Source organism: Nocardiopsis moroccensis (assembly GCF_055763695.1).
This window is the reverse complement of sequence record NZ_CP199747.1, coordinates 4,503,916-4,530,196: the sequence shown is the minus strand read 5'-3', so window position 1 is coordinate 4,530,196 and position 26,281 is coordinate 4,503,916. Positions and strand designations below refer to the sequence as shown.

At 69.4% G+C, this 26,281-nt stretch carries 17 protein-coding genes and 2 pseudogenes; 4 read left to right on the top strand and 15 right to left on the bottom strand.

The genetic code is table 11. From position 1 onward, the window contains the following. Positions 1–30 precede the first annotated feature (30 nt). The 7 genes and pseudogenes from ACUKCB_RS19935 to ACUKCB_RS19905 form a co-directional block, all read right to left on the bottom strand. Positions 31–963, bottom strand: coding sequence for an AEC family transporter (locus tag ACUKCB_RS19935; protein WP_473037115.1), 933 nt, complete (start codon positions 961–963; stop codon positions 31–33). Between the two features lie 113 nt (positions 964–1,076). Next, entirely contained in the window at positions 1,077–1,766 is a 690-nt protein-coding gene (locus tag ACUKCB_RS19930; RefSeq protein WP_473037114.1) for a hypothetical protein, read from the bottom strand. Positions 1,767–2,387: 621 nt separating this feature from the next. Then, positions 2,388–4,391, bottom strand: coding sequence for a serine/threonine protein kinase (locus ACUKCB_RS19925; RefSeq protein ID WP_473037113.1), 2,004 nt, complete (start codon positions 4,389–4,391; stop codon positions 2,388–2,390). A gap of 52 nt (positions 4,392–4,443) precedes the next feature. Beyond that, positions 4,444–4,815 carry a hypothetical protein gene (locus tag ACUKCB_RS19920; RefSeq protein WP_473037112.1) on the bottom strand — a complete coding sequence of 124 codons (372 nt, stop codon included), beginning with the start codon at positions 4,813–4,815 and terminating at the stop codon, positions 4,444–4,446. After that, complete coding sequence (locus tag ACUKCB_RS19915; protein ID WP_473037111.1) at positions 4,806–5,168, bottom strand: transposase; 363 nt, start codon at positions 5,166–5,168, stop codon at positions 4,806–4,808. The genes ACUKCB_RS19920 and ACUKCB_RS19915 overlap by 10 nt, the downstream gene beginning before the upstream one ends. 6 nt (positions 5,169–5,174) lie before the next feature. Beyond that, the gene (locus ACUKCB_RS19910; RefSeq protein WP_473041165.1) at positions 5,175–5,642 is read right to left on the bottom strand and encodes an ISAs1 family transposase; all 468 of its coding nucleotides are present in this window, start codon (positions 5,640–5,642) and stop codon (positions 5,175–5,177) included. Between the two features lie 229 nt (positions 5,643–5,871). Further along, positions 5,872–6,036: pseudogene (locus ACUKCB_RS19905) on the bottom strand (transposase family protein); the annotation flags it as partial. Positions 6,037–6,145: 109 nt separating this feature from the next. Here ACUKCB_RS19905 and ACUKCB_RS19900 point away from each other — a divergent pair. The 4 genes and pseudogenes from ACUKCB_RS19900 to ACUKCB_RS19885 all read left to right on the top strand — a co-directional run bounded on the left by ACUKCB_RS19900 (position 6,146) and on the right by ACUKCB_RS19885 (position 10,610). Next, on the top strand, positions 6,146–8,041 hold the full coding sequence (locus ACUKCB_RS19900; RefSeq protein WP_473037110.1) for a TPR repeat domain-containing protein: 1,896 nt from the start codon (positions 6,146–6,148) through the stop codon (positions 8,039–8,041). Then, a pseudogene (locus ACUKCB_RS19895) lies at positions 8,034–8,669 on the top strand (hypothetical protein); the annotation flags it as partial. The gene ACUKCB_RS19900 and the pseudogene ACUKCB_RS19895, both read left to right, overlap by 8 nt. Positions 8,670–8,714: 45 nt before the next feature. Further along, positions 8,715–9,386 carry a hypothetical protein gene (locus ACUKCB_RS19890; protein ID WP_473041164.1) on the top strand — a complete coding sequence of 224 codons (672 nt, stop codon included), beginning with the start codon at positions 8,715–8,717 and terminating at the stop codon, positions 9,384–9,386. 198 nt (positions 9,387–9,584) lie between these two features. Continuing rightward, positions 9,585–10,610 carry a hypothetical protein gene (locus ACUKCB_RS19885; RefSeq protein WP_473037109.1) on the top strand — a complete coding sequence of 342 codons (1,026 nt, stop codon included), beginning with the start codon at positions 9,585–9,587 and terminating at the stop codon, positions 10,608–10,610. Positions 10,611–10,637: 27 nt separating this feature from the next. Here ACUKCB_RS19885 and ACUKCB_RS19880 read toward each other — a convergent pair whose 3' ends face one another. The 8 genes from ACUKCB_RS19880 to ACUKCB_RS19845 all read right to left on the bottom strand — a co-directional run bounded on the left by ACUKCB_RS19880 (position 10,638) and on the right by ACUKCB_RS19845 (position 26,116). Then, complete coding sequence (locus ACUKCB_RS19880) at positions 10,638–11,069, bottom strand: GerW family sporulation protein (RefSeq protein ID WP_473037108.1); 432 nt, start codon at positions 11,067–11,069, stop codon at positions 10,638–10,640. 93 nt (positions 11,070–11,162) lie between these two features. Continuing rightward, positions 11,163–13,193, bottom strand: coding sequence for a protein kinase family protein (locus ACUKCB_RS19875; RefSeq protein WP_473037107.1), 2,031 nt, complete (start codon positions 13,191–13,193; stop codon positions 11,163–11,165). Between the two features lie 22 nt (positions 13,194–13,215). Beyond that, entirely contained in the window at positions 13,216–15,309 is a 2,094-nt protein-coding gene (locus tag ACUKCB_RS19870) for a protein kinase domain-containing protein (protein WP_473037106.1), read from the bottom strand. A 16-nt stretch (positions 15,310–15,325) separates the two neighbouring features. Continuing rightward, entirely contained in the window at positions 15,326–17,392 is a 2,067-nt protein-coding gene (locus ACUKCB_RS19865) for a protein kinase domain-containing protein (protein ID WP_473037104.1), read from the bottom strand. Between the two features lie 175 nt (positions 17,393–17,567). Next, positions 17,568–19,718 (bottom strand): WD40 repeat domain-containing serine/threonine protein kinase, encoded by a 2,151-nt coding sequence (locus ACUKCB_RS19860; protein WP_473037103.1) that lies wholly within the window; start codon positions 19,716–19,718, stop codon positions 17,568–17,570. Between the two features lie 104 nt (positions 19,719–19,822). After that, positions 19,823–21,865 (bottom strand): tyrosine protein kinase, encoded by a 2,043-nt coding sequence (locus tag ACUKCB_RS19855; RefSeq protein ID WP_473037102.1) that lies wholly within the window; start codon positions 21,863–21,865, stop codon positions 19,823–19,825. Between the two features lie 88 nt (positions 21,866–21,953). Continuing rightward, positions 21,954–24,017 carry a protein kinase domain-containing protein gene (locus ACUKCB_RS19850; protein WP_473037101.1) on the bottom strand — a complete coding sequence of 688 codons (2,064 nt, stop codon included), beginning with the start codon at positions 24,015–24,017 and terminating at the stop codon, positions 21,954–21,956. Positions 24,018–24,034: 17 nt separating this feature from the next. Continuing rightward, a complete protein-coding gene (locus ACUKCB_RS19845; RefSeq protein ID WP_473037100.1) occupies positions 24,035–26,116 on the bottom strand; it encodes a WD40 repeat domain-containing serine/threonine protein kinase in 2,082 nt (693 codons plus the stop codon). Between the last annotated feature and the right edge of the window lie 165 nt (positions 26,117–26,281).

Here is a 26,281-nt window from a genome sequence, read left to right as displayed (position 1 = left end):
GCGGGGCCCGGCACACGCGGGCCCGCGGACTCAACCCAGCAGGAAGGTGATGGCGAACAGCGCCGGGACGGTGAGGAGAGTCGTCAGCAGGACCACCTCGCGGACCAGGGTCTCGCCGGTTCGGTACTGGGTGGCGTAGTTGAACACGTTCTGCGCGGTGGGCAGGGCGGCCAGGACCACCACCGAGAACAGGTCCGCGCCCGCCAGCCCGAACACCAGTGAGCCCAGGGCCCAGGCCGCCAACGGCTGGCCCGCGGACTTCAGGGCCACGGCGAGCAGCACCGGAACCTGGTCGGGACCGCCGCGCCCCGGAACGGAACTGCCGTGCAGGGAGATCCCGAAGGCCAGCAGCATCGCCGGAACCGCCATACCGCCGACCAGTTCGAACGGTTCCATGAGCGGTGCGGGCGGCACCCAGCCGGAGGCGGAGACCGCGACCCCGGCGACGGACGCGATCACCACGGGGTTGCGCACGGGGGTGCCCAGCGACCGGCGCAGCACCGGCCCGAAGCCGCGTACCCCGCCATTGTTCAGGTCCAGCACGGTCAGCGAGACTGGGGCGAGCACGAGCAGCTGGAAGAGCAGGACCGGAGCGACCAGGGTGGCGTCACCGAGTACGTAAACCGAGATGGGGATGCCGAGGTTGCCCGCGTTGACGTACGAGGACCCCAGCATGCCCACGGTCGTGCGTCCCACGCCCCACCGCCGGAGGATCCCGGCGGTGAGGAAGACCAGAGCGACGGCCACCACGCTCAGGACGCTCACCAGGACCCGGCCGGAGACCAGGATGGACAGATCGGTGCGCGCGAGGATCGTGAACAGCAGGGCGGGACTGGCCACGTAGAACGCCAGCCTGCTCAGGACCTCCCTGGCCTCCGGGCCGAGCAGCGGAATCCGTCCGAGCATGTAGCCGATGACGACGACGCTGGCGATGACTCCGAACCCGACGATGACCCCGGACAACGCGCGCCCTCCGAACAACAGTGCGGCCGAAACCAGCCGAGGCTATCCGAGCGCTGTGGAAAGCGGTACGTCCTTCGTCACACCACGGGCTGTCACCGGGGAGGCGGAGCGGTTCAGGAGCCGGAACCGGGGCCGGAGCTCTGGGACGGCTCCCCGTCCGGTTCCGCACTCGGGTCGGTGGGCGGCTCCTGGGCCCACCGGACAACCAGGGGCCAGCCGTCCATGGAGGCGTCGTGGAAACGCGGGAACGCCTCCTCGGTCTCCGTCACCTCACCGTCCGCCAACCCGACCCGGAACCACTCCTCCTCGGTCTGGAGCAGGAGCGCGTCCCGCTCCGGCGCGGGCGCGTACTGCACGACCGGGCTGGCCTCGTCCTCCAGGATCCGGGTCGCCGTGTGGCCCTGTTCGCCCACCTCCAGCAGGTAGGCGCCCTTCGGACCGTCCTCCCCGACACCGTCGGGGCGCAGGAGCGTGGTGCCGCCGCCCCACACGGGGGCGTCGTCGAAGGTCTGCCACTGCTCCCCGCCGGTGTTGAGGGTGGCGTTGACGACACTGCCGCTGGTCGACCGGACCACCAGGTTGCCCTCGCCGCCGACCACCTGCTCGGTGGGCACACTGTTGCGGATGTGCAGGGCGCCGTCCGGGGTGAGCGTCCAGTCGCTGGGCCGCTGCCCCTCACCCAGGGACAGAGTGCCCTCCTGGTTGGGGGTGCCCGCGGGAGCCTCCAACGGGACGGACATGACCTGGGGCGGCTGCCCCGCTGCCGGTACGGAGGCATACCAGAGGCGGTCGCCGTGGATCACCGGTTCGGACAGGGTCCGGTCCTGTGTGGCGGCGACCGTTTCGACCGGCTGGTAGAAGAACCCCTCGGTCTCCTCGCCCGCGGACTCCCCGGACCCGCCGCTCTGCTCGGCCCCCTGAGGGATCGGTGAGGACCGCCAGGTGCACGGCGTTGGGTTCGGCGGTCACGAAGGCGAAGTACTGCCAGTCCTCGGAGAACTGCCGGTGCACCGGAACCGCGGACGCCATCGGGTCCAGGGACCCGTCCGGAAGGTCGATCCGCTGCACGGGCGCCCCGGTCCCGGGGTCGTGGAAGACCAGTGCCTGCTCGGTCTCCGGGTCGCCCCCCTCGAACCCGCGGTGGACCAGGGCCAGTCCGACCAGGCCTTCCTCGCTGAGCTCGTCGACGGTCTCCGGTGCCCCGTCGGAGGAGCCCGAGGGGGAGTCACACGCCGTGACGGCCAACAGGCACAGGGCCGAGGCCAAGGCGAGGGAGCGCCGCATGGTTCGCCTTTCGGGGGATCGGGGAGAGGACGGACGAGTGGTGCCAGAGGGTTTCCAGAGTGTGGGATCACCGCCGGGGCGTCACGGTTCTCCCGCTTCCTCACGGTATCCGGCAGTAGCTTCCGGACCGGCGGCGGAGCTCAGTCATCGGTGGCGGGCGAGGGGGACGGCGAGGGATCAGGGTCCGCCTCCTCTTCCTCTGCAGCCTCTTCGGCGGCCTCCTCCTCGGCCAGGCGCTCGGCCTCTGCTCGATCCGCCGCACGCGTCGTGCACACCTCGGCGGCGGGCGCGGAACCGCCGTCGACCGCGATTACCGTGAAGCAGTACTCGGCGACGGTGTTCTCGGTGGGAACCTGCGCGGTCACCGCCCCTGGCCCGGTCCGCGCCAGGGTCGCCGGATCATGGCCCTGTCGCCCGCCCAGCACGAAGTACGACCCGGTACCGCCGGTGTGGTCGGTCCAGGTGAGTGTGACCGCGCTGAGAGTGTCCTCCAGAGCGACCTGCGAGGGCGGGTCGACCTCCGGGAGGGGGGAGGGCTCGGCCACGGGCTCGGGTCCGGTCTCCTCCGGGGCCTTCTCGGTCTCGGCCTCGGCCTCCTCGTCCTCGGCGGCGGCGACCACCGGCTCCGAGGCGCTCGTCGCCGCGAACACGCTGGAGGTAGCGGTGACCAGGAGAATCCCGCAGACCGTCACCCCGATGTGCAGGTGTCGGCGCCACCGGGGCTCTCCGGGTTCCGACCGGTGGAGCGGCCCCCACTCCGGCGTGTCACCGTGACTCTCCACCGGTTCGTCAGCGGGGAGGTAGGAGTCCTCGGCACCACCGGTCCAGCCCTTCAACCGGGACCAGGCGCGGAGCGGGGAGATCTCCTCGCCTCGGAGCCGGGCCATCATGATGTCCGCTGTGCTGTTGGGGGTCTCGTCGGGCACGGCACCGTGCCGTTCGCGTTCCTCCGGGGTGGGCAGAGCAAGGTTCGGCGGCCGGAGGCGCCCCGCGTTCTCCAATCGGAGCTGGGGAGTCTCGGACGGAGTGGGCGGGAACCACGAATCGGCGCCCTGGTCGGCGGGCACGGGTGAGCCGGAGGACGGGCTCTGCGGCCCTGTCGGTGGTCGCTGCGGACCACTCACCGGTCGCTGGGGGCCCGAAGGCGGCCTCTGGGAGCCGGTGGGAGGCTGCTGGGGACCGGTCCGAGCCCGTGGCGGTTCCGCAGAAGGCCTCCGGGGCTCGGTTGGTGGCTGCGGAGGCTCCGTGAGAGGGCCCTGCGGACCGGTCGGCGGCCGTTGGGCGCCAGTCAGCGCGGGGTTGCCCCCGGTCGCCCCGGAGATCGTCGTCGCCGGGCGCGAGGTCCTCGCCTGTTCGAAGGCGGCGCTGAACGTCGCAGCGTTCGGGTACCGCTCCTCAGGCTGCTTGGCCAGGGCCCGGTTGAGGACGCCCCGCAGCTTCCGCGACACGTCCTGCCGGGGGACCGGACGCGGAGCTTCGTCGAGCACCCGCTCCGCGTAGGCGTTCGGGTCGAAGGGCGTCCCGTCGGTGGAGGCGAAGGGGGCGTGGCCCACCAGCATCGTCCAGATGGTGGAGGCGAGTTGGTAGACGTCCGAGGCGGGTCCGCGCGGTTCCCCGCGCAGGGCCTCCGGGGGCGCGTGCAGGAAGACCTCGGCCGCCGCGGCCGGAGGAGGCAGCGCCTCACCTGTCGGACGCACCGCACCGAACCCCGTCAGTACCGGGGTGCGGCCCGCGCGCAGTACGTTGCCCGGGGTGACGTCGTTGTGTGTCAACCCGCGGGCGTGCAGGGTCCCCAGCGCGCCCGCGACACTGCGGGCGACCGCCGCGGCCTCCTGGAGCGGTGCTGGGCCCATCCGGGCGAGCATGTCGGCGAAGGAGCCGTCGGCGTAGAACGGAAGCACCACGAACATGTCGCCCTGGGCGGTGGTCCCGGCGTCCAGAAGGGGGACGACCCCGGGCGCACCGCTGAGTCCGCGCAGCTGGTCGAGCTCGGCGCGTCCCGCTTCGGCGGACAGGACCTTGAGCACGACGTCGGCCCCGCTGGTGGTGCGGGTGGCGCGCACGATCCGGGCGCGGCGCCCCTGCCGCAGCAGTTCGGAGGTGTCGTACCCGGGTGCCCAAGGGGCAGGTGCGGAGTCGGACATGGGAGATCGACCCCCTGTTCGTGGTGGAGGTGGGGAGGGCGGGGGCAGGGCCTCAGGGGAGGTACGGCAGCAGGGGTGACCCGAGGTCGGAACTCTGGGGCGGCGGTTGCCGGAACTGCCCGATCCCACGCTCCTCGTTGACCTCCTGCTGCCGGTCGAAGGCTCCGACCAGGGCGATGACCCCGCAGACCAGTGCGGTGAGGATGAGACCGCCGATCACCGCCGGCCACACCCGTTGCCGACGGCGCCAGTAGCGGCTGGAACCGTACAGAAGCGCAGACCTCAGCTGCCGGTGCCGCAGGGCGTCCGCCTGGAGGACGTACTTCTCCTCGTTGGGCGTGTAGTGGAACGCCTCTGGCAGCTGGGGGTCGGGATCGGCCGGGGGTGTCGGCAGGGCCCCGGAGTTCTCGCGGTTTAGATCCATACGGGCTGGTTCCGCCTGATGCCGTGCAGGTCGAGAACTCTGTCCTTGTCTGTGTGGGCTCTGCGCCCGGACTGGGTGTTCTTCCAACCCGCGGCGTTCAACCTCTGGCGGACGATGTCGGTCAAACAGCCCAACACCACCGGGGCGGTCCCGGTGCGGGTGCGCCGGGCGTCCTCTCTGAAGGTCACGTCCCGCACGTAGTGCACCCGGTTCTCCACCGTCCAATGACCGCGAGCGTGGGCCGCCAGCTCCGCAGGTGAGACCTGGTGGGCGTCCAGGTCGGTGACGGCGAAGACGACCTCGCGGCTGCCCTTGGCCTTGCCGTGCTCGCGGCGGTGGCGCTCTATGCGCACTACTTGTCACGCCCCGGGAAAGGCCAGGCCCGGCACGGCGGTGACCTTCACCGACCGGTGTTCTTCGCGTCCGTGGGCGTGGGTGGGGCCCTGGGTGTGGGCCACCGGTATCTGCGGCCAGGGCAGAGCGGACAGCTGGGTGTGCAGCCTGGGCCGGTTGCCCTTGACATAGATCAGGTAGTGGGCGCCACGTTTCAAGAGGTAGGTGGCGTGGTCGGCCACGGTGCGCAGGGCATCGGCGGTGATGATCGCACCCTGGAGCTCGGTGTCGTGGAGTTGGTCGAGCAGGGCGGTGAAGGCGCTGGTTTCGCCCTTTTTATTGCCCAGCTGGGTGCAGGCGGCCACGGCGGCGTCGTGGTGGCGGGCGGCGTGGAAGGAGATCGAGGTCGAAGAGCGGCCTTTGCGCAGGCGGGCGCCGCGCTGGGTCTTGCCGTCCACGGCGTAGGCGGTGTGGCGTAGCCGTGGGGGTGGCATCTGGCATTGGCGGGTGCGGTGGGCGCGGCGGTGTTCGCGTTCGGGTGCCCCGGCGGGGGTGCGGGCCGCACTGTGGGGTGTGGGTGGTGGGCCGGTTCGGGTGTCCAGGGCGGCCAGGCCGGCCCGGGCGAGTTGGGTGGGGTCCAGGCGGGCGAGTACCTCGCGCAGGGTGCGCTCGTCTCCGGATATGGATCTGTCCGGTGAAGGGGCAGGTGGGAAGCCCCAGGCGCAGGAGGATGGGTGGGGGTGCGTTGTGAGCCCATTCGGTGATGGCTGTGGTGGTGTTGTGGCCGGTGGTGGTCAGAGCGCACACGCACAGGGCGAGCAGGGTGGTCAGGGGGTATCGGAGGCCGCGTGGGTGGCGGGGGTCGTCGATGGTGGCCAGGTGGTCCATCAGGTCGGGGGTGAGCGGTTCGGTGGGATCGGTTGTGAGAACGTCTTGGACGCGAGATGATGACACAGCGGGTACGGAGTCTTGCGGATAGTGGTGTCTCGACAACTCCATGATCCTTCAGGCCCGTGCCCGTTTTTGCATGTCAGAACCCGGCTATACCCTCGCGGACGGTTCAGATCCGGCGTTCGTTACTTCCCCGACAAAACGCGAGAACTCCGGGGCCCTGGGTCACGGGGGGAGCCTCGAAGCCCTGGAAGACAACCCTGAGCTTCTCGCACTTATTACCAACGTCGCTCTCAGGGCTAACACTGCTGAGAGAAATGGCGAAAAACTCAGCGACGGCGAGATCGCATTCCTCGAGACCATCCATGAAGAGATCGAAGAGATCGGGGATGGCGGATTCCTAGAATTCGTGGAAAATATCGAAGTTAGTGAACATATCAGTGACTCGCTTCGTGAGGAGATCAAACGAAGCCTGTCCAACGGGACCTTGGCTCTTTCCAATGAGGCCGTCGGTGGCGGCATGGACCTGCTTCCCGAAGATGTTCAGGAAGCCGCGCTAGGGCCGCCGGAGTTGAACCCAGAGGGGAACAAGAATGGCGGAGATTTTCGTCAATTCTTGAGCGACTATGGCGTCTGGGCTTACGACTTTACTACGCTTGCTGATTTTCTCGGCTCCTCCGGTCCAGGCATAAAAGGCGGAACGGAGTTCTCGACCAGTCTTCTGGCAACAACATCGAGCAACGTCGACTATGTGGACGTCCTTGAACGTGAGCCTGACGAAAGTACTTATCAGGACATCCTCGCAGTGGCTGCTCGTAACCCCGAGGCCAACCACATCATGTTGACTGGAGAGGATTTCGGGGGAAACGATTACGAGCACCATGAGAAACATGAGGACATCACTCCGGAGACTTTTCTGGAAAATATCTACACCCATAACTGGCCGGACGACGGCGAGGCTGCCAGCAGGGTGACCGATTGGATCTCTGGTTCTTCCGAAAGTGAACATGGCGTTCAAGAAAAAAACCGCGGCAAGGCTCTTGCAGCTCTGACGGACATACTTGCTGATGAAGATTTCCAGGAAAAAGTTTTTGCTACCGGAGAAAGCGTGGAAGGGGAGGACGGAAATGGGAATGAATTTACCTGGGAAAATGTTTCGGCGGGACATCTAAATCCACATATTGCTGAAAGTTTTTCAGAAATATTTTACATGTATGAAAATGCCTTTGCTCATACTGATGAGATTGAGTCAGAGAATTATGAGTCAGGTTGGAACGCTGACCATGACCGCCCGGACCTCTCTCCTGCCGGACGGATGGCCTTCACTCAGCTGATGCTTGGTGATGAGACCGTGGCTGCGGAGGTGTATGAGCATGTTCTGCGGAATACGGCAAGTGAAATGGAGTTCTATGCAACTAATGAGGGCGAACGGGAGGACAGAAGAATCGTCATGTCAGGCAGTCTGCAAGGGCTTGTGGATGAGGCCCTGAGGAGAGAGTCTGACGGTCGTGTAGAAGCGCATAATGACTACGCAAATTACGTGGACAAGGTAAGCGGGAGCGCTGTTGACGTGATTAGTGGAGCGGCCTCTGATCTTGGTGTACAATCGACGATTGTTGAAATGGCAAAAATTGTTGCCAAGGAAGGGCTTGCAACGCCGGGTGCTGATGACCTGAAGGACCCAACGGCCAGTGGTTCGACTCATGTTACAAAATTGATAGAATTTGCGATTGCCAACCATTCAGAGCGGAATTCGGAATGGATCGAATATGTTTCCGAAAATGATGACTGGGGTGGAATTGTGCAAAGCGAGGGGGGTGATCTCTTTATTCCTATGAATCATGATGATTGGAGTAATGAACATAACGATGGGGTCCTGATTGAATTGTATGGAGATATCAAAAATGAGCCGTGGCCCAATGGTGACCAGACGACCTGGGAGGCGATTACTTTCTATATGGATACCTTCAATGGTCATTCGTCTTCTTGGTTGAATGTGTAGATCTGATCGCTGTCGGGATAATGTTTTTGAGATTCTGGTGTTTTGCGTGAAAGAGTCAATATTATGGTTTGGGATGAGGGTCGGGTCATCCTTGGCTGCCCTGAGTTTTCTACTGGCGGGGTGCTCAATTGGAGGCTCTGAAAGCATGACCTCAGAGCCTGCGCCGGATCTGGAATACCCCGTTTCTGTGAGCGAGGTGGCTTGGGAATGGGGGGCCGGGTCCGATCTGGATTCGTTGGATGTGTTGCCGGTGGTTAGCGGCCTCGTAGTCCTTGATGGAGAAGGTGTGACGGCCCTGGATGGTGACACTGGTGAGGTGCGGTGGGAGTACCGCCCCGGGAACGGAAGAGTGCTCGGGTCGGTCACTTCCGACGGTGGTTACGTGGTGGTCCAGGAACCGGATCCTGAACACGCTGGAGGTTCCCGAATACACGTATTGGATGCGGCTACAGGAGAGAGCGCGCGGGAGGATGCCTTCGATCTGACTGGCCGGGAGTCGAATAGCGGTGGCGGTAGTGCCGAGCGGTGGACCTGGTCATCTCTGGGGAACATCAGTCCGGAACACGAACTCTGGTTCCCTCGCGAGGAGTCAGAAGTGGTTGCTCGACGTTGGGGTGACGGGCAACAGGTGTGGTCGAGTTCAGAGGTTCGGGACTGCGAAGGTGTCGGAGCGGTGGGCTCGATCGCTTTGGTGGATGAGGTGCTACTGGGCGCAGTTACCTGCTACGAGCTGGGCGAGGAAGACTCGGAGGACGATCCTCTTTACAGCACGGACACAGAATTCACTTCGGAGGTGGTGGCTTGGGACGCGTCCGGTGGAGAGGAGCTGTGGCGGTTGGAGGTTCCGGGGGCTTCGCATCCTGTGGATTCACGGAATCGGAGCTTGACCGCGCACATGGGTGGGGTTGTTTCTGTGGACTTCGCTCACAAGGCCACGGGCTTCTGGGTCGATCCGGGCGCGGAAGAACACGGTTGGATCGAAGACGCAGGTGTGGTGGGCGCTTTCGAAGGCGGAGAGCGGTTCGGGGTATGGCGGATTGGCGAGTATCGGGTTGAGGACCGTTCTGGTGAGGTGCTGTACAGCGTGAACGAACCTTCGGAGCAGGGACAGAAGGATCCACTGGCCTTGGCTGAAGGGATGGTTCGTGTGGTCGAGAACGTGGAGGGAGTCTCGGAGGATGTCGTTTTCGCTCGTTTTCGCGGTTCGGATCAGGAAGTTGAAATTTCCACGGATTTCGATGATCGGGTGAGTGTGGAGTTCGGGCGCGGTACCGTGGCGCCGGGAGCGGTAGCGATTCCCTACACCGACAGCGAAGGCGACAGTGGTGTCCTCGGATTGCGCTGAACCGGAGAACGGGGAGTTCTTTCGCTTCCTGGGAGAACGATGAATGGCGACACGGTCCGTGGGTTCGGCACCTCTTCGGATTCTCTGCGGTTCCCGGTCGTGTGTGCGGGGGCGGTCCTGGTGCTTTCGGCCTGCGGGCCCCCGGTCGAGACAGTGCGCGACCAGGCGGTGGTCGAGGGTTCCCGTGCACCTCGGACCGTGACCGAGCTGGCGGCCGTCGGGGGCTTCCTCGCGGGGAGCGGGTGTGAGCCGGAGCAGGAACCTCTTGTCTCGGACTCGGGCGCGGTGGCGGTTCTACCGGACGAGGTGGTGTCCGTGACGGTGGATCCGGTGGCGGAGGCCTGGAGCTATCCGGCGGAGAACATCAAGGATGTGGGCGTGACCGCGGACGGTTCCTCGGTCGTTGTCCGATACGACGAGTCCGTCGGCCCGGTCGACTTCGGCTGGTTGGTGGTGCTCGACGTGGCCAACGGGGACGTTCGGGATTCCTACCGGGAAACGGGCTCGGGGCTGGGGAACATCGGTGTGCTGACCGACGGGTCCAGGGTGCGGGTCGAGGAGGGCGATGCTCTGGTGTCCTATCCGCTGGCCGGGACTGACGTGCAGTGGGAAAGGGATCTCGGTGACGCGTGCGGATCCGATATCCCCGAAGAAGTCGGAGTCACTGCTCTGGGATGGCGGGTGGTTGCTTCGTATGCGTGCCCGGGAGACGGGACGGCCCGCATCGACGTGTTCGGCGGTGAGACCGGGGAGCTCGTTTGGGAGGCCTCCTGGGACAGTGACGCCGTGCCCCAGATCGGCGTCTCGCGCCCCAGGGACGTTCCCGGCGGTTCGTATGAACCTGTGGCGGGGATGTTCGAGGACGGAGCGGCCGGTCGGACACTGGTCCTGAGACTGCACACTGATGGTTACGCTCCCGAGGAGCCTGAACCGTGGAAGTCGGTTCCAGGCGTGGCCGAGTACGTCGAGCAGCCTCTTTCTGACATGGACCGGGTTCCTGAGCGGGTCGTTTTCAGTGACGATCCGAACCTGACGAATGACCTGATGATCGTGCGCTCGGTCCACGCGCTGGTCGCGGACGAGGAGATCCCGTGCTCGGAATCCGATGTGGAGGAGAGCCTCAAGATCGAGGGCGAACTCGTGGAGAGCCCCGCCCAGTGGACGACCGAGATGCCGAGCTGTGTCTCCTTCCTGCTCGATGAGGTCGAGGCCGCTTTCTCCTGACGGGTTCGCTCCCCTGAGGGCTGCCCCCTAACGACCCGACTCCTGCTGTTTCTCCTGTGCTGCGGCGATCCGCTTGCGGCGGCGGGCCTCGCGCACGGAGACGGTGACGATGCGGGTGGCGGCCACCGCGGTGATGACGGCCAGCGGGATGGCCAGGGTCGCGGCGGGCTGGCGGATGGGGCGGAAGGCCGCCCCCTCGGGGGTGACGACCAGGAAGCCCGACGGGCGTACACGAGTGCAGCCCGTGCCTCCCGCGCCGTCACCGCCGAAGAACGGGACGTTCCCGGTGCCGCCGCCCATGATGCTCAGGGAGCTGACCCGGGCCACCGGAACCACCGTGGTGCCCCCGGAGGTCACCGGGGCTCCAAAAGCAGTGGTGGAGCTGGCGGCGGAGCGGGTGTTGTCGAGCAGCGAGTTCAGCGCGGCCATCGCGCCGTGTCGGGCCTTGTTCCTGGGCATGCTGCGGTTCCTCTCCGGCGGCGGATGCGTGATGTCACGCTATAGCGGACCACGCCCGGGGACGGGGAGCGTGTGGCGTCTGGAGTGTTCGCCTCACTCGATGACGTCAAGGATTTCCAGGGTGTCGGGGGCGATGATGTTGACGTTCCCGTCGGCACCGACCCCGGCGATCACCTCGGGGTGGAAGGCGGCGCCCAGGAGCATGGGGTCCTCGTTTCCGGACAGGAGGTCCTCGCCGGTCTCCACGTCCCACAGGTGGGCACGGCGGACGGTGCGGCGGTCGGCCGGGTCCTCCTCCTCGGTGGAGTGGTACCAGGCGATGTGCACCAGTCCGCGTTCGACGTCGGGGGTCAGCGACCTGACGTAGGCGCCGAAGGGGATCGCGGCGTAGTCGTCCAGGGGGAAGGTGCCCAGCTCGGAGTCGTCCTCCAGGTCGTGCCAGACCACTTCGCCGTTCCTGACGTAGAGCACCTGGTTCCGTCCGGGGACGGTCGCCATCGTGCGCGAGGCGACGTTGCGGACGGTCTGGAGAGGATCGCCGGTCTCCACGTCCCAGACGGTGATGGTGTCGCTCCCGGAAGTGGCGAGCCTGGTGTCGTCGAGGAAGGCCAGGGAACTGGTGCTCTCCCCGTCGTTGAAGGTTCGCACCAACTCGCCGGTCTCCACGTCCACCACCCCGATCGAGTCGTCCCGGTCGACCTCGTACCTGGTGGAAGTGCCCAGAGCCAGCCACCGGCCGTCAGGGCTGAAGGCACTGGCCGACACGGACGTGCGTTCCCGGCTTCCGTCCGGGCGAGGCGCAGGCTGGGCGCCCAGGTGGTCCTGGGCGTGTCCGGTGGGGACGTCGTAGGTGGTCGCCAGTCGGTAGGGGGGCCTTTCCTCCCGCTCAGCCTCTTCGACGTCCTCGGCCCGGACGGCCGAGACCCGGCAGCCGACCGGGGAGAACACCGCGTCACGGACCAGGTCCGCCCCCTCCGCGGGGACGGCGAGCAGTTCACCCTCGCGCCAGTCCCACAGACTGAGCCCGTGGTCGTCCCCGGCCAGGGCCAGCACGTCGCCGTCGGGGGAGAACACCGCCTCCCCGGCGTTGAGTTCGCCCTCCCACCCGCCGGGTTCGGAGAAGCCGATCCCGTCCAGGCAGGCCACGTCGCCCGGGCCGGCGTCCGTCGGGTCCGAACCCCCGTCATCGGCGCTCTCCTCGGGCAGCGCGAACAGGCGGTCGTAACCCCAGACGGCGCCGGTGGCCACGACAAGGGTCAGTGCCAGCACCCCGGCGGCCAGACCGATGAACCGACCCCGGCCGCCGGGCGCGGGAGCGGCGGGTTCTGCGGGCAGTGCCCGGCGCATGGCGACGGCCGAGACATCGATCACCGAAGCCAGTTCCGGGGGCCAGGGCGCGGCGGAGGCCGTCCCGCCGAGCATACTGACCAGGTCGACCGCGCTGGGGCGAAGGTTCGCGTTCTCCCGAAGACAGGCGTCGACCGCGCCCCGGAGCTGCAGGGGCACCCGGTCCAGGCCGCGGGGCCCTTCGATCCCGCTGGCCGCGAAGCACAGGACCGCTGCCCAGGAGAACACGTCACCCGCCGGGGAACCGCCGCCCTCGGGCGGATCGAACACACCGCCTGCTCTGTCGTGGGCCTCGTACGAGGGGAGCAGGCCGGGGTCGGCCAGCAGCGCACGGTCGCCGGTCAGTAGAACGCTTTCGGGGGTCAGGGCCCCGTGGGCGCGCTGCGCGGTGTGCAGCGCGGCCAGCCCCTGGGCGGTGGCCAGGGCGAAGGAGTGCAGGGCGGCGGTCGGGAGCGGTCCGTGGTTCCGGACCAGTCCGTCCAGGCCCGGCCCCAGCGGGCGTTCGGTGGCAGCCCATGGGACCGGGGAGTCCAGGTCGGCGTCGAGTACGGCGGCCACGTGCGGGCCGCCCAGTCCGGACGCGCTCCGCACCCGGTGGGCGAAGGTGGACCGCGAGGTCGGGTCCGTGGCCTGGGCGGAACGCAGGATGCGCACCCGGACCGGTGGTCTGCCTGGCACTGCCCCGAGGTAGGAGCGGGTGTGGTGGTCCTCGCCCAGCCGGGCCAGGAGCCGGTAGGAGCCCGCGGAGGGCGGGTCGTGCGGGTGCAGGGGGAGCATGGGTCTCGTCAGTCCGTCCGGCTCACTCGAAGATGTCGATGGGTTCCAGGGATACTGCGTCCCGTATCTGGACCTCGTCCACGTCGGGAGGGAGAGTGGCGATGACGTCGCCGTCCGGGTGCACGTCCAGGAGGGCGAAGGGGAGGCCGTCGTCCTCCGTCTCGGGGGTGACGTCCTCGGCGGTGCGGACGTTCAGTACTCGGTAGCTCAGGGTGGCGCCGCCGTTCTCGTCCGCCTCGGTCATGTAGAAGGCGTAGAGCAGATCGTGTTCGCGGTTCAGCACGACCTTGGCGGTGTCGCCCTCGGGTTGCTCGTCGGCCTCGTAGTAGGTTCCGCCCTCGTCCTGGTTGACGTCGACGACGAGCGGACCCCTGGGGTGCATCGCGACGACGAGGTCCTCGGTGTAGAAGTCCAGCGCGCGGAAACTGGGGAACGGCAGGTTCCGGGCTATGTGCAGTTCCTCCCCGCCGGCGGTGTCCCACACCCGGAGGTCGCCCTGGCCGTCCTGTGCGGCCAGTCGGTCGCCGGAGGGGGAGTAGACGACGCTGTGGCCGCGGGGACTGTCGGTCTCGTAGCGGGTGACGTCCTCGCCGGTGGCCAGGTCCACCGTGTAGACCCCGCCGTTGCTGTCCTGGAAGGTCCGGTCGGCCATGGCCAGGGCTGTCCCGTCGGGGGAGAAGGCCACGGAGCGGACGTCACGCCCCTCCAGGTGGACGGTGTGCTCCCCGGTCTCCAAGGAGTACACGTGGGCGCCGTCCTCCGAGCCGTGGGCGAGGAAGCAGTCGTCGGGGCTGAACTCGATCTCCCGGAAGGGGGTGTCGCCGGACAGTTCGATCGCGGCGAGTTCGGTCCGCTCCCGCCAGTCCCACAGGTGGACGACGTTGTTCTGGAGGTGTACCGCGAGGACCGAGCCGTCGTTGGAGAAGCGGACCGACCCGGCGTCGGAGGGAACCGCTGGTTCGGGGGCTGCGGCCTCGACGTACTCGGGAGCCAGGTGGACGGTGGGGTCGCACTGCTCACGGAGGGAGGTCTCCGGGACTGCGCCCTCTCTCGGTTCCGGTGAACCACTCTCCTGGGCCGACCCGGCGTTCTCCTCGCCGGAGCCGAACGGCCCTGTCACAGCCCATACTCCGGCCCCGGCGATCAGGACCATCGTGGTCGCGGCGGCGCCGACCAGGGCGAGGGTGCGGCCACGGTTGTTTCCTCCGGGGGCCGGCTGGGTCTCCAGGAAGGCCCGGAGGACGGTGCGGTGGTCGTGGGCGAAGCCGTCCAGGACGGCGACGGCGGTCTGCGGCAGCCACGCGCCCGCGGACACTGCGGGCGCCACCGGACCGCCGAGGGCCTGGAGGGCCTGTTCAGCGGTGGGTCTGCGGGCCGGGTCCTTGTCCAGACAGGCCCTGAGGAGGCCGAGCAGGGACGGCGGTACCCCGCCCAGATCCGGTTCCTGGTGGTCGATGCGGTAGATCACGGCCGAAGGGTGGCCGTCACCGAACGGACCCCGCCCGGTGAGGGCGAAAGCCAGGACGGCACCGAGGGCGAACACGTCGGCGGCTGGGCCGGTCTCCTTCCCGCGGGCGGTCTCCGGGGCGGTGTAGCCGGGGGTCCCGGCGAAGGCGGAGGAGTCGCTTGCCGGGGTCTCGTCCATGGCCCGGGATATCCCGAGGTCGATCACCCGGGGGCCGGTCGCGGCGACCAGGACGTTGCCGGGTTTGAGGTCTCGGTGCACCACCCCGGAGGCGTGCAGGTGGGCGAGGGTCCGGGCGATCGCGCGGCCCAGGTACCGGACGGTGGGTTCGGGTAGGGCACCGATCCGTCGGACCATCTCCTGGAGGGAGGGGCCCAGGACGAACTGGGTGGCGAGCCATGGTGAGGGGCCGGTGGTGTCGGCGTCCAGGACCCGGGGGAGGTCGCCGCCGGTCACCTGACCGGCCCGGTGGACCTCGTGTGCGAAGCGCTCGCGGAACTCGGGTTCGTAGGCGAGCTCGGGTCGTACCACTTTGACCGCCACCGGCTGGTCGCCGGGGCCCAGGCCCAGGTGGACGTGGCCCATACCGCCGGAGCCCAGCGGGGCGATGATCCGGTAGGGGCCGATTCGGGCGGGGGTTTCGTTGGTCATGGGGTGCACGGCCGTCTCAGTTGATCTCGTTGACCACGTCGAGGGTTTCGGGCTCGAGGAGGAGCAGGGTGTCGTCGGCGAAGGTGGCGATCACCTCGTCCTCGGGGTGGACGGCGAGGATGTCGACCAGGAGGGTGTCCCCGGAGATCAGCTCCTCCCCGGTGGCCACGTCCCAGGCCCGGCCACCGGACGGGCCTGTGGCGGTGAGGTTCAGCCCGGCGGAGTAGAGGGTCCGGCCGTCCGATGAGAACTCCATCCACAGGTAGTCGCGTTCGGTCTCGATCTCCTGGACGACCTCGTCCGCCTCGTAGTCGTACACGGCGATGTTCTCGTCGGGCAGTTCCACCGCCACGACGGGTCCGGCGGGGGAGAAGGCGTACCGGTTCCAGTGTGCCGCGGGCCAGCCGGGCCCCTCCGGCGACGGGGACTCGTCGCCGAGATTCTCCACGTCGTACATCGTCACCAAGGGTTCGTTGTACTGCTGTCTGACCATCAGGTACTCGCCGTCGGGGGTGAAGTCGGTACCGACGACCGGGCCCGTGTGGTCGGTGGAGAACACGACGGTGTCCTCCTCCCAGTCCCACACGTACAGTCGCGGGTCGCCCGAGTGGAAGACGGCCATGGCGACCAGGGAGCCGTCCGGGCTGATCGAGACGGCTCCGAACTCCTCGATGTCCCCGGGATCCTCCTCGGCCAGGTCGAAGAGGGCGAGGACCTCCTGGTCGGGGCCGAACACGGTTGTGGTGTCGGCGTAGGTACCGGCCATGGTCCCGTCGTCGGCCAGGTCGAAGGTGGAGGGTTTGGGGTCGAACCGATGCCGGAAATCGCCACTCTCCCAGTCCCAGAGGGTCATCGCGTCCGTGGTGTGGACGTACACCCCGGAACCGTCCGGGGTGAAGGCCATGTCGTTGACGAAGGAGTCGAATCCCGTCTCCCCGTCCCACTCCTCGACCGGGTCGTCCTGGCTGCCGGGGGCCTCACTGGCGTCGGCCCCCTGCTCCTCGGCCTCTCCGCCCTTCTCCTGCCCGGCGGCACTGTCGGGGTTCGCGTCGGACCAGGGTCTGAGTACGGCCAGGCCGATGCCCGCCGCGAGGACGAGTGCTGCCGTTCCGGCTCCGGCGGCGATGAGGCCGGTGCGCCGCTTCTTCGGGGGCCGGTGCGCGGCGGCGGCCCAGGAGGAACCCGCGGGGGCGGCGTGGACGACCTGGTGTGCCTGGTGCTGGTGGGCACTGATGGACTGGTTGATCGGGGTGGGGAGCCAGCCGTGTTCTGCGGGTGGCAGGGGTTGGTCGGAGAGGGCGTGGACGATCTGGTCGGCGGTGGGTCGTTCGGCGGGGTCCTTGGCCAGGCAGAGGGTCAGCAGCGGGTGCAGGGCCTCGGGGACCCCGTCCAGGTGCGGGTCCGCGCCGACCACCCGGGGGAGGACCTCAGCGGCCCGGCCGCTGCCGAAGGGGGACCGGCCGGTGGCGGCGAAGACCACCGTCCCGGCGAGGGAGAACACGTCACTGGCCGGACCGACACCCCGGCCCATGACCTGTTCGGGTGAGGCGTAGGCGGGGGTGCCGAAGGCCTGCCCGGTTTTGGTCAGGACGGTTCCTTCGACGGCGCGGGCGATGCCGAAGTCGATCACCTGGGGCCCGCGCGGCGAGAGCAGGACGTTGGAGGGTTTGAGGTCGCGGTGCATGAGGCCGGCGGTGTGGATGGCCTGGAGGGCGTTGGCCAGTCCCATTGCGAGGACCCGCAGTGAGGGTTCGGGGAAGGGGCCGTGTTCCCGGACGGCTTCCTTGAGGGTGGGGCCGGGCACGTACTCGGTCGCCATCCAGGGGGCCGGCGCGTGGGAGTCGGCGTCCACCACGTCCGGGGTGAACGGCCCCGTGACCATCTGCGCGGTACGCACCTCGCGGGCGAAGCGGGCCCGGAACTCCTGGTCCCGGGCAAGGTCCTCCTTGACCACCTTGAGCGCGGCCAGACGGCCCTGCGGGGTGCGGACCAGGTACACCTCACCCATGCCGCCCGCGCCGAGACGGGCGAGGAGCCGGTGGGGGCCGATACCGGTGGGGTCGTCGGACGCGAGGGGAAGCACGGGACCGGGCTCCTAACGGTCGTGAGGCGGATGGGGGCGGGAGGTGTGTGGCGCACGGTGTGACGGTCCGGAGGGGGGATTCGTTCTGGACGGGGGGTCGGCGGGCGGTTCCCGGGGGCGCCCCGTTCCGGTGGACCGTTCGGCCGGTCCGGCGGGGTGTCCCGTACGGGGCGGGTTATCCGGGGAACTCGTGCAGGACCTCGAAGGTCTCGCCGTCCAGGACGAGGAGGCGGTCGTCGCCGGGAGTGGACGGAATGGTCGCGACCACCGTGCCCTCCGGGTGGAAGGCTGCCTGTGAGTAGAGCTGGACCCCCTCTCCGGTCAGCAGGTCCCCGGTGGCGGTGTCCCACACCCGGCCGCCCCGGGAGGCGGCGCCCTCCGCCCCGCCGGCGGCCAACCGGGACCCGTCGGCGGAGAAGTGGATCTCGTACAGGTCGTTGCCGCCGGTGTCGGGGGCCTCGAAGGGGGAGGTCTCCCCGCTTTCCAGGTCGTACAGGGCGATGTCCCGGTTACTGGTCTTGACGGCGAGCAGCGAGGGATCCGTGGGATGGAAGGCCAGGTACTTCAGGTAGTGCGTCCCGGCCTCCTCGCCCGGCACGGCGGGGAAGTCGTCGTTGGGGAACTCCACCACGGCCTCCTCGGTGGACAGGTCCCACACGGTCGACCTCCCGGTGCCCGCGGAGTCGCTGACGGCCAGGAGGGTGGCGTCGGCGTTCAGGTCGGGGTGCCGCGTGTAGCTCTCGGTCGCGAGTTCGAACTCCACCTCCTCCGCATCCAGGTCCCACACCTGTACCAGGGGCTCGTTCTCGGCATCGTTGACCGAGACCGCCACCCGGGTGCCGTCGTCGCTCAGGTCGGGGAGGTTCCAGTCCTGGAGCTCCGGTTCCTCCAGGTAGTGGGTGATCTCGTGGTCGGGATCCCAGACCACCAGGGCGTCGAGGAAGCCGCCCGCGATGGTGCCGTCCGCGGCCACGGTCAGGCTGTTGGGCCGTGCGTCGAAGCGGTGGAGTTCCTCGCCGGTCCGCCAGTCCACCTCGACCAGGTGGTCGGTACCCGTGACGTACAGGCTCTCCCCATCGGGGGCGAACGAGGCCCCCGTGAGGGTGTCGCCGAAGACCTCGGACGGCTCCGCCGGGGCGTCGCCCGCGGCCTCCTCCGCGGCCTCGTCCCGCCCGTCACCGTCGATCTCGGTGGAGGTACCGGCCTCGTCGGTGCCCTCACCGGGCAGGGGGACGGCCGTCAGGAGGCCGAGTGTCCCGGCCATCAGCACGGTGGCGAGAGCGGCGGCGCCGACGATGAGCGCGGTGCGGCCCCGGCCGCCCGGGGGAGGGGTGACCGGGGCGGGGGTACCGGAAACCCCGGGGCCGTCCCCGGCCGGTGTCCCGTCCGACGCCTGGTCCGTGCCCGGGACGTCGGCCGGTGCGGCGGCCGGTGCACCGTCGGCCGCCTCGCGGGATGCCGACCGGTGTGTCTCGATGGACTGGTTGATCGGGGTGGGGAGCCAGCCGTGTTCTGCGGGTGGCAGGGGTTGGGTGGAGAGGGTGCGGACGATCTGGTCGGCGGTGGGTCGTTCGGTGGGGTTCTTGGCCAGGCAGCGGGTCAGCAGCGGGCGCAGGGCTTCGGGGACCCCGTCCAGGTCGGGCTCCCCTTTCACGACCCGGGCCAGGAGTGCGGCGGACTTCCCGGTGCCGAAGGCCGGTCTGCCGGTGGCGGCGAAGACCACCACCCCGGCGAGGGAGAACACGTCGCTGGCCGGGCTGGTCTCGTGGCCCATGACCTGTTCGGGTGAGGCGTAGGCGGGGGTGCCGAAGGCCTGCCCGGTTCTGGTCAGGACGGTGCCCTCGACGGCGCGGGCGATGCCGAAGTCGATTACCTGGGGCCCGCGCGGCGAGAGCAGGACGTTGGAGGGTTTGAGGTCGCGGTGCATGAGGCCGGCGGTGTGGATGGCCTGGAGGGCGTTGGCCAGTCCCATTGCGAGGACCCGCAGTGAGGGTTCGGGGAAGGGGCCGTGTTCCCGGACGGCTTCCTTGAGGGTGGGGCCGGGCACGTACTCGGTCGCCATCCACGGCACGGCGCCCTCGGTGTCGGCGCTGAGCACAGCCGGGGTGAAGGGGCCGCGCACGCGCTGGGCGGTGCGTGCCTCGCGGGCGAAGCGGGCCCGGAACTCGGGGTCGTGTGCGAGCTCTTCCCGGATGACCTTGAGCGCGGCCAGGCCGTCGTCAGGGGTGCGGACGAGGAGCACCTCGCCCATGCCTCCTTCACCGAGCCGGGACAGCACCTGGTGGGGGCCGACGTGTTCCGGGTCGGCGGACGACAGGGGAGGCACGTGTGTTCAGCTCCTCGAGGTGGGGACCGGACACCAGTCTGCCCGGTTTCGCGGGGATTCCGGCCCCGGGCCCGGTTCCGTTCGGCGGGCACCCCGCTCCGCTGTCAGCCCAGCCGCTCGATCACTTCGAAGGTGTCGGGGTCGACCAGGACCAGTTCGTTGTCAGCGACGGTGCTTGCGGCGAGGACCTCGCCGTCCGGGTGCGGGGCGATGGTCCTGTAGGCGCCGATCTCCTCGTTGCCCTCGGCGAGGTTCTCGCCGGACTCCAGGTCCCAGACGTAGTTCTGGTACCGCCACGACCCGGGCCCGGTGCCAACCTGCCAGGTCGCGTACACCCGGTCGTGCGCGGAGTCCACCACGAGTTCGACGAGGAGAGGTTCGTCGTCGGTCTCGAATTCTCCCCGGGTGAAGGAGGCGACCTCGGTGCCGGTGGTGTAGTCGGTGATGACGATCCGGTCCCCGTCGAGGTAGGCGACCTCGGTTCGGCCCGGGACCGCGGCCAGTGTGCTGCTCGAGGACCCCCTGATGACGTGGACCTCCTCCCCGGTGTCCGCCTCCCAGACGTGGATCTCGCTGCTGTCGTTGGTGGCGAGGTGGTCCTCGTCCACGAACACGGTGCCGTACTGCAGGCCCGGGGCCATCGGCTCGCCCGCCTCCCCGGTGGCGGTGTCGATCACCACGGTGCTCTCCACCTGGTGGGTGGTGTTCATGGTCACCGCCAGTCGACTGCCGTCGGGGGAGAAAGCCATGTCTTGGATGGCTCTCGGTTTCAGCATCCAGTGGCCGTCCTCGTCCGGGCCCTCCTGGGGGCCCAGGTGCTCGGTGGTGGTACCACCGGGCAGGTCGTGGGTGTACCCGACGACCACCGGGTGCTCGTGGCCCTCGTACTCGACGGACTCGGTGGCGGCCACCGTGCAGCCGACCGGGGAGAACACCGGGCGGACACCGTAGGCGGAGTTCTCCGTCGGCCGGGCGACCTCCTCGCCCTCGCGCCAGTCCCAGATGGTGAGTCCTGCGGTCGAGGTGACGGCGAGCACGTCCCCGTCGGGGGAGAACCCGGGCTTCCAGAAGTCGGTGTCGTCCGGGACCGGCTGCTCCGGTGCCGGGAACCCCGGCTCGTCCAGGCAACCCGCGTCGGTGATCAGCCCGCCGTCGCTTTCGCCGTCTCCCTCGGCCTGCGGGCCCGGGGGCGCAGCCTCTTCCCCCAGAACGCGGTCGAGTACCACCCCGGCGGTCGCGAGTACCACCAGGGCCAGCGCACCGGTCCCCACCACCAGGAGGCGGCCCCGGCCCCGTCCGGACGCGGCACCCTCCCCGTGCGGCCCGCGGGGGGTGACCGCGGCGGTGCTCAGCATCGAACGCTGTTCGTCGGCGACCGCTTCGATCGCGGCCCGGGTCGGAGGCGGCCAGCCCGGGGGCTCGGCGGGCCCGCCCAGCATCCGCACCAGGTCGTGTGCGCTGGGGCGCAGCCGCGGATCGAGTTTGAGGCAGGTGTCGACCAGCCCGCGCAGCTGCAGGGGGACTCGGGCGAGGCCGTCGGGGCCCTCCACGCCGCTCGCGGCGAAGCACAGGGTGGAGGCCCAGGAGAACACGTCCGCGGCCGGGGCGGCCCCGCCCTCCGGCGCCGTGAAAGCGGGGTGCGGGGCGCACTGTCCGGTGTCGTTGACGGCCCACTCCAGGCCGGGGTCGGCCAGTAGCGCGGTCCGGTCGGACAGCAGCACACCGTCCGGCCACAGCGAACCGTGGGCGCGGCCTGCGGAGTGCAGGTCGACCAGCCCCTGGGCGAGGGCCTGGGCGAGCGGATGCAGGGCGTCCACGGGCAGGGGGCCGTTCCCGCGGACCAGATCGGCCAGGCTGGGACCGAGCGGCCGGGAGAGGGCGGCCCAGGGCACCGCGCCGCGCAGGTCGGCGTCGCGCACCGGGCACACGTGGGCGCTGTCCAGCCCGCGGGCGGACTCCACCCGGTGGGTGAAGGCCGAACGGAAGGCGGGGCTGGTGGCGTACTCCGGCCGGACGACCTTCACCGCCACCGGGTCCTCCACCCCGGCCGCGCCCAGGTAGACGCGCGCGTAGGCGTCCTCGCCGAGGCGGGCGTACAGGCGGTGGGGGCCGACGGAGGGCGGGTCGTGCGGGTGGAGAGGGAGCATGGGCCTTCCCGGTTCGGGAGCGGTCGTGTCGGTGGAGAGCGGCGCCGGGGGCGAGGAGGCGGCGACCGGCGCCGCCCCGGGGTGCCGATCAGTGGAACTGGTCGACGATGCGCAGCTCGACGGCGTCCACGACCCACACACCGCTACCGGAGGCGGGGACGCCGATGATGACCTCGCCCTGTGGGTGGACGCTGATCTCCCACAGGAAGCCCTCGTCGGCCTCGGCTGTCAGCTCCTCGCCGGTGGAGTACTCCCAGACCTTCATGAACCCCCTCTCCGCGTCGTAGTCGGACGGGAGGTAGGTGGCGTACAGCCGGTCTGCCTCCAGGCTGTACCGGTAGTCGAACAGCACGACGTCCTCGTCCAGGTCCTCGGCGAGGAAGGAGGTGCCCTCCTCCTTGTCGGAGACGACGTTCTGTTTGTGCACCCCGTGCACGTCCGGGTAGAGGAGGGTCTCCTCGTCGGTGAAGTTCAGGGCCCGGCTGTTGAGCCGGGGCACGTCCTCGGCGGAGGCGACGACCTCCCCGGACTCGGCGTTCCAGACCGTCGCCGTGTCGAGGGTGCCCTGAGCGGCGACGTGCTCGCCGTTCGGGGAGACGGCGATCGCTTGGACGGTGCTGCCGTCCGCGGTGTAGGTGGTGACGGTCTCCCCCGTCTCCAGGTCGTACACGAGGACGGCGGAGTTGACGGTGATGTCGTAGTTCCCGACGATCAACCGGTTGCCGTCGGGGGAGAAGGCGAGCGACTTGACCTCGTAGCCCTCGGACAGCACGGTGTGCTCCCCGCTCTCCAACGAGTACACGTGCGCACCGTCGTCGGAGGGGTAGGCGAGCAGGCAGTCGTCGGGGCTGAAGTAGGGCTGCCCGTACAGGTCCGGGATCTCCGTCTCGATGAGCGCGAGCTCCTCCTGTTTCCGCCAGTCCCACAGGGCGACACCGCCGCTCCCGGAGACCGCGAGGACCTCGCCGTCGCTGGAGAAACCGGTGTAGAACATGCCCCCGTCGTCGTTGGGCGCGGTCATCTCCTCGTTGGCCGCCTCCTGGAACTCCGGTGCCAGGTGCTCGGAGGGGTCGCAGGTCTCGCGCTGCGGAGGGGACTCCTCCGCTGCCGGGTCGGCCCCGGACGGGTCTCCCGCGCCCAGGCCCGCGTCCCGGGCGGCCCACACACCGATCCCGGCGACCATCGCCAGGGCGACCGCCGCGGCTCCGGCGATCAGCAGGCGTCCGCCGAGGCCGCCCCTCCCGCCGGGGACGGGGGCCGACCGGACCGCGTCCCGGTACTCCTGCGCGATCTGGTCGATCCGCGCGGCGGCGGCCGGGGGGAGCCAGGCGGCGGCGGAGGCCGCGGGCGCGGTGGGGCCGCCGAGAGCCTGGAGGACCTGTGCCGCGTTCGGTCGCCGGTCGGGGTCCTTCTCCAGGCAGGCGGTGATGATCCCGCGCAGCGGTGCCGGAACGCCGTCGAGGTCGGGTTCCAGGTTGCCGATGCGGTAGAGGACGGCGGAGGGGTGCCCGTCGCCGAAGGGCCCCCTGCCGGTGAGCGCGTGGACCAGGACCCCGCCGAGCGCGAAGATGTCGGCGGCCGAACCGGTCCCGTCCCCGTGTACGGCCTCCGGGGCCATGTACCCCGGCGTGCCGGTGATCTTCTCCTCCTCGTCGCCCCGGGGATCCTCCATGGCGCCGGCGATACCGAAGTCGATCACCTGCGGTCCGGCCGCGGAGACCATCACGTTGCCGGGTTTGAGGTCGCGGTGGACCAGTCCGGTGGCGTGCACGCGTTCCAGGGCCTGGGCGATGCCCCGCCCCATGAAGCGCACGGACTGCTCGGGGAGGGGGCCGGTGTCCTGGACGAGGTCCTGGAGGGAGGGGCCCATGACGTACTCGGTGGCCAGCCACGGGGTCTGGCCCGTGGTGTCGGCGGCGAGCACCCGGGGCGTGTAGTTGCCGTGGACGCGCTGCGCGAGCTCGAGCTCACGGGCGAAGCGCTCCCGGAAGCCGGGGTCGTAGGCGTACTCGGCGCGGACGACCTTGACGGCGGCGGGGGAGCCCGACGGGTCCAACCCGAGGTAGACGCGACCCATACCGCCGGAGCCCAACAGGGCGACGACGCGGTAGTGGCCGACCTGGCTCGGATCGTTGGGGGCGGGTTGCTGCATGGTGCCTTCCGGGAGGGTCAGTTCACTTCGGCGACGACGTTGAAGTCGGCGTCCATGACGACGATGGTGTAGACGCCCGCCTCGACGACGGCGGTGAAGAGGTGTTCGCCGTCGGGGTGCACGCCGAGGGGGGCGTTGAGGACGAGGTTGCCGCCCGTTTCGACGAGGTCGCCGCTCTCCACGTCCCACACGAACCCGGACGCGTCGCTGAGGTCGGAGGTGGCGCCGTAGACCAACGAGCCGTCGATGGAGAACTCGACCTCGTAGAGCTCCTCGTATTCGAGCCCGGGGGACTCCAGGTCGCGGACCTCGCCGGTTCCGATGTCGGCGATGTGGGCCTCCCGCCGGTCCGTGACCATCGCCAGGCTCGTGCCGTCACCGGCCAGGGAGACGTCGTAGTACTCGGCGCCCTCGAAGGCCTGGAGCTCCTCACCGGTCTCGGGGTCCCAGACGTACACGCCGACGTGTGCGGCGTAGTCGGGTTCGGCGACCACGGCGACGAGGGCCGAGTCGTCGGGGGTGTAGAACATGTCCGCCAGGTAGCCGTTGATGGCGAACTCGTTGCGCACCTCGCGGGACTCCACGTCCCACACCTGGATGAGCGGGTCGCCGTCCACGGTCCCGTCGTCGGAGGCGAGGTTGGCCACGGTGGTGCCGTCACTGGTGAGCGCGGGCATGTCGTACTGGCCGCGGTCCTCGCTGTTGCCGCCGAGTACGGCGACCCGGTTCTCGCTGCCGCCCTCCCACACCTCGATGTAGGTGGTGGTGGTGCCCGCGGCGAAACCGCCGGGGGTGACCACGGCGCCGGTCGGGACGGGGGAGTACTGGTCGGTCACCGTTCCCTCCTGCCAGTTCCAGGAGGAGAGTGTTCCGGAGCCGAAGACGTGCAGGGTCTCCCCGTCCTCGGAGAAGCTGAAGTCGTAGAGAAAACCCTCCAGGGTGACGGCGGCTTCCTCGTCTCCGTCACCGCCCTCTTCGCCGCTTGCGCCCTCCCCGTCCGCGGGCTCACCGTCGGCGGTGTCCCCGGGGCCGTCCTCCTGGGAACCGAGGGGGAGCGCGGTCAGCGCGAAGGCGCCGCCGCCCAGCAGGACGAGGGCGGCGGCCGCCGCGGTCACAAGCGTTGCGGTCCGTCCGCGCCACCAGGGGCGACCGTCACCCCCGTGGCCGGTCCCCCCGCGCCCGGCCACGGGCACGGTGGTCCGCTCGGCGGCCTCGGCCTGTTGCAGCTCACCGGCCTTGGCGCTGATCTGTTGGTTGACCTGCGGGGGGAGCCAGCCGTGTTCGGCGGAGGGCAGCGGGAGCCCGGAGAGTTCCCGCTGGACGGTTTCGGCGTCCGGACGCTGGTCGGGATCCTTGGCGAAGCACCGGGCGAGCAGGTCGCGTAGCGGGCCCTCGGGGACGGCCTCCAGGTGCGGATCGCCGTTCATGACCTTGTTGAGGGTGCCGATCGCGCTGCCCTCGCCGAACGGCGGTCTGCCGCCGGCCGCGAACAGCACGACGCCCGCCATGGAGAACACGTCGGCGCGCGGGGACACGTTCTGTCCGGTGATCTGCTCGGGCGAGGTGTAGGCGGGGGTGCCGAAGGTCTGGCCGGTCCTGGTGAGGACGGTGCCCTCGACGGCGCGGGCGATGCCGAAGTCGATCACCTGGGGGCCGCGCGGCGAGAGCAGGATGTTCGAGGGTTTGAGGTCGCGGTGCATGAGTCCGGCCGCGTGGACGGTGGCCAGGGCGCGGGCCAGGCCCAGGACGAGGACCCGAAGCGACTCCTCGGGGAAGGGGCCGTTCTCCCGGACCGCTTCCTTGAGGGTGGGGCCGGGCACGTACTCGGTGGCCATCCACGGCGCGGCGGCGTCCGGGTCGGCGTCCACGACCGAGGGGGTGAAGGGTCCGCGCACGCGCTGGGCGGTGCGTACCTCGCGGGCGAAGCGGGCCCGGAACTGGCTGTCGTGGGCCAGGTCCTCCTTGACCACCTTCAGGGCGCACAGGTGCCCGTCGGGGGTGCGGGCCAGGTACACCTTGCCCATGCCGCCCGCGCCGAGGCGGGCGAGGAGCCGGTGCGGACCGATGGCGTGGGGGTCGTCGGAGGCGAGGGGTTGCACGGCGGTGTGGTCCTTACTGCGTACGGAAGCGCGGTGGGGCCCGTGTTCCGGCAGGTCCTGGGGGTGTCCGGGGGGCGGGGTACCCCGCCAATGTAGCTGCTTGGCGACAAAGCACCCAGGTGTGTGTCCTGTTCCGGCCGACTCCGAACCGTCGCGGCGGAGGAC

What these genes read in the sequence shown, in the direction of transcription:
- ACUKCB_RS19925 (WP_473037113.1), bottom strand. Translation starts at nt 4,391, where the DNA reads ATGTCCGACTCCGCACCTGCCCCTTGGGCACCCGGGTACGACACCTCC.
- ACUKCB_RS19920 (WP_473037112.1), bottom strand. Translation starts at nt 4,815, where the DNA reads ATGGATCTAAACCGCGAGAACTCCGGGGCCCTGCCGACACCCCCGGCC.
- ACUKCB_RS19910 (WP_473041165.1), bottom strand. Translation starts at nt 5,642, where the DNA reads ATGCCACCCCCACGGCTACGCCACACCGCCTACGCCGTGGACGGCAAG.
- ACUKCB_RS19900 (WP_473037110.1), top strand. Translation starts at nt 6,146, where the DNA reads ATGATCCTTCAGGCCCGTGCCCGTTTTTGCATGTCAGAACCCGGCTAT.
- ACUKCB_RS19880 (WP_473037108.1), bottom strand. Translation starts at nt 11,069, where the DNA reads ATGCCCAGGAACAAGGCCCGACACGGCGCGATGGCCGCGCTGAACTCG.
- ACUKCB_RS19875 (WP_473037107.1), bottom strand. Translation starts at nt 13,193, where the DNA reads ATGCTCCCCCTGCACCCGCACGACCCGCCCTCCGCGGGCTCCTACCGG.
- ACUKCB_RS19870 (WP_473037106.1), bottom strand. Translation starts at nt 15,309, where the DNA reads ATGACCAACGAAACCCCCGCCCGAATCGGCCCCTACCGGATCATCGCC.
- ACUKCB_RS19855 (WP_473037102.1), bottom strand. Translation starts at nt 21,865, where the DNA reads ATGCTCCCTCTCCACCCGCACGACCCGCCCTCCGTCGGCCCCCACCGC.
- ACUKCB_RS19850 (WP_473037101.1), bottom strand. Translation starts at nt 24,017, where the DNA reads ATGCAGCAACCCGCCCCCAACGATCCGAGCCAGGTCGGCCACTACCGC.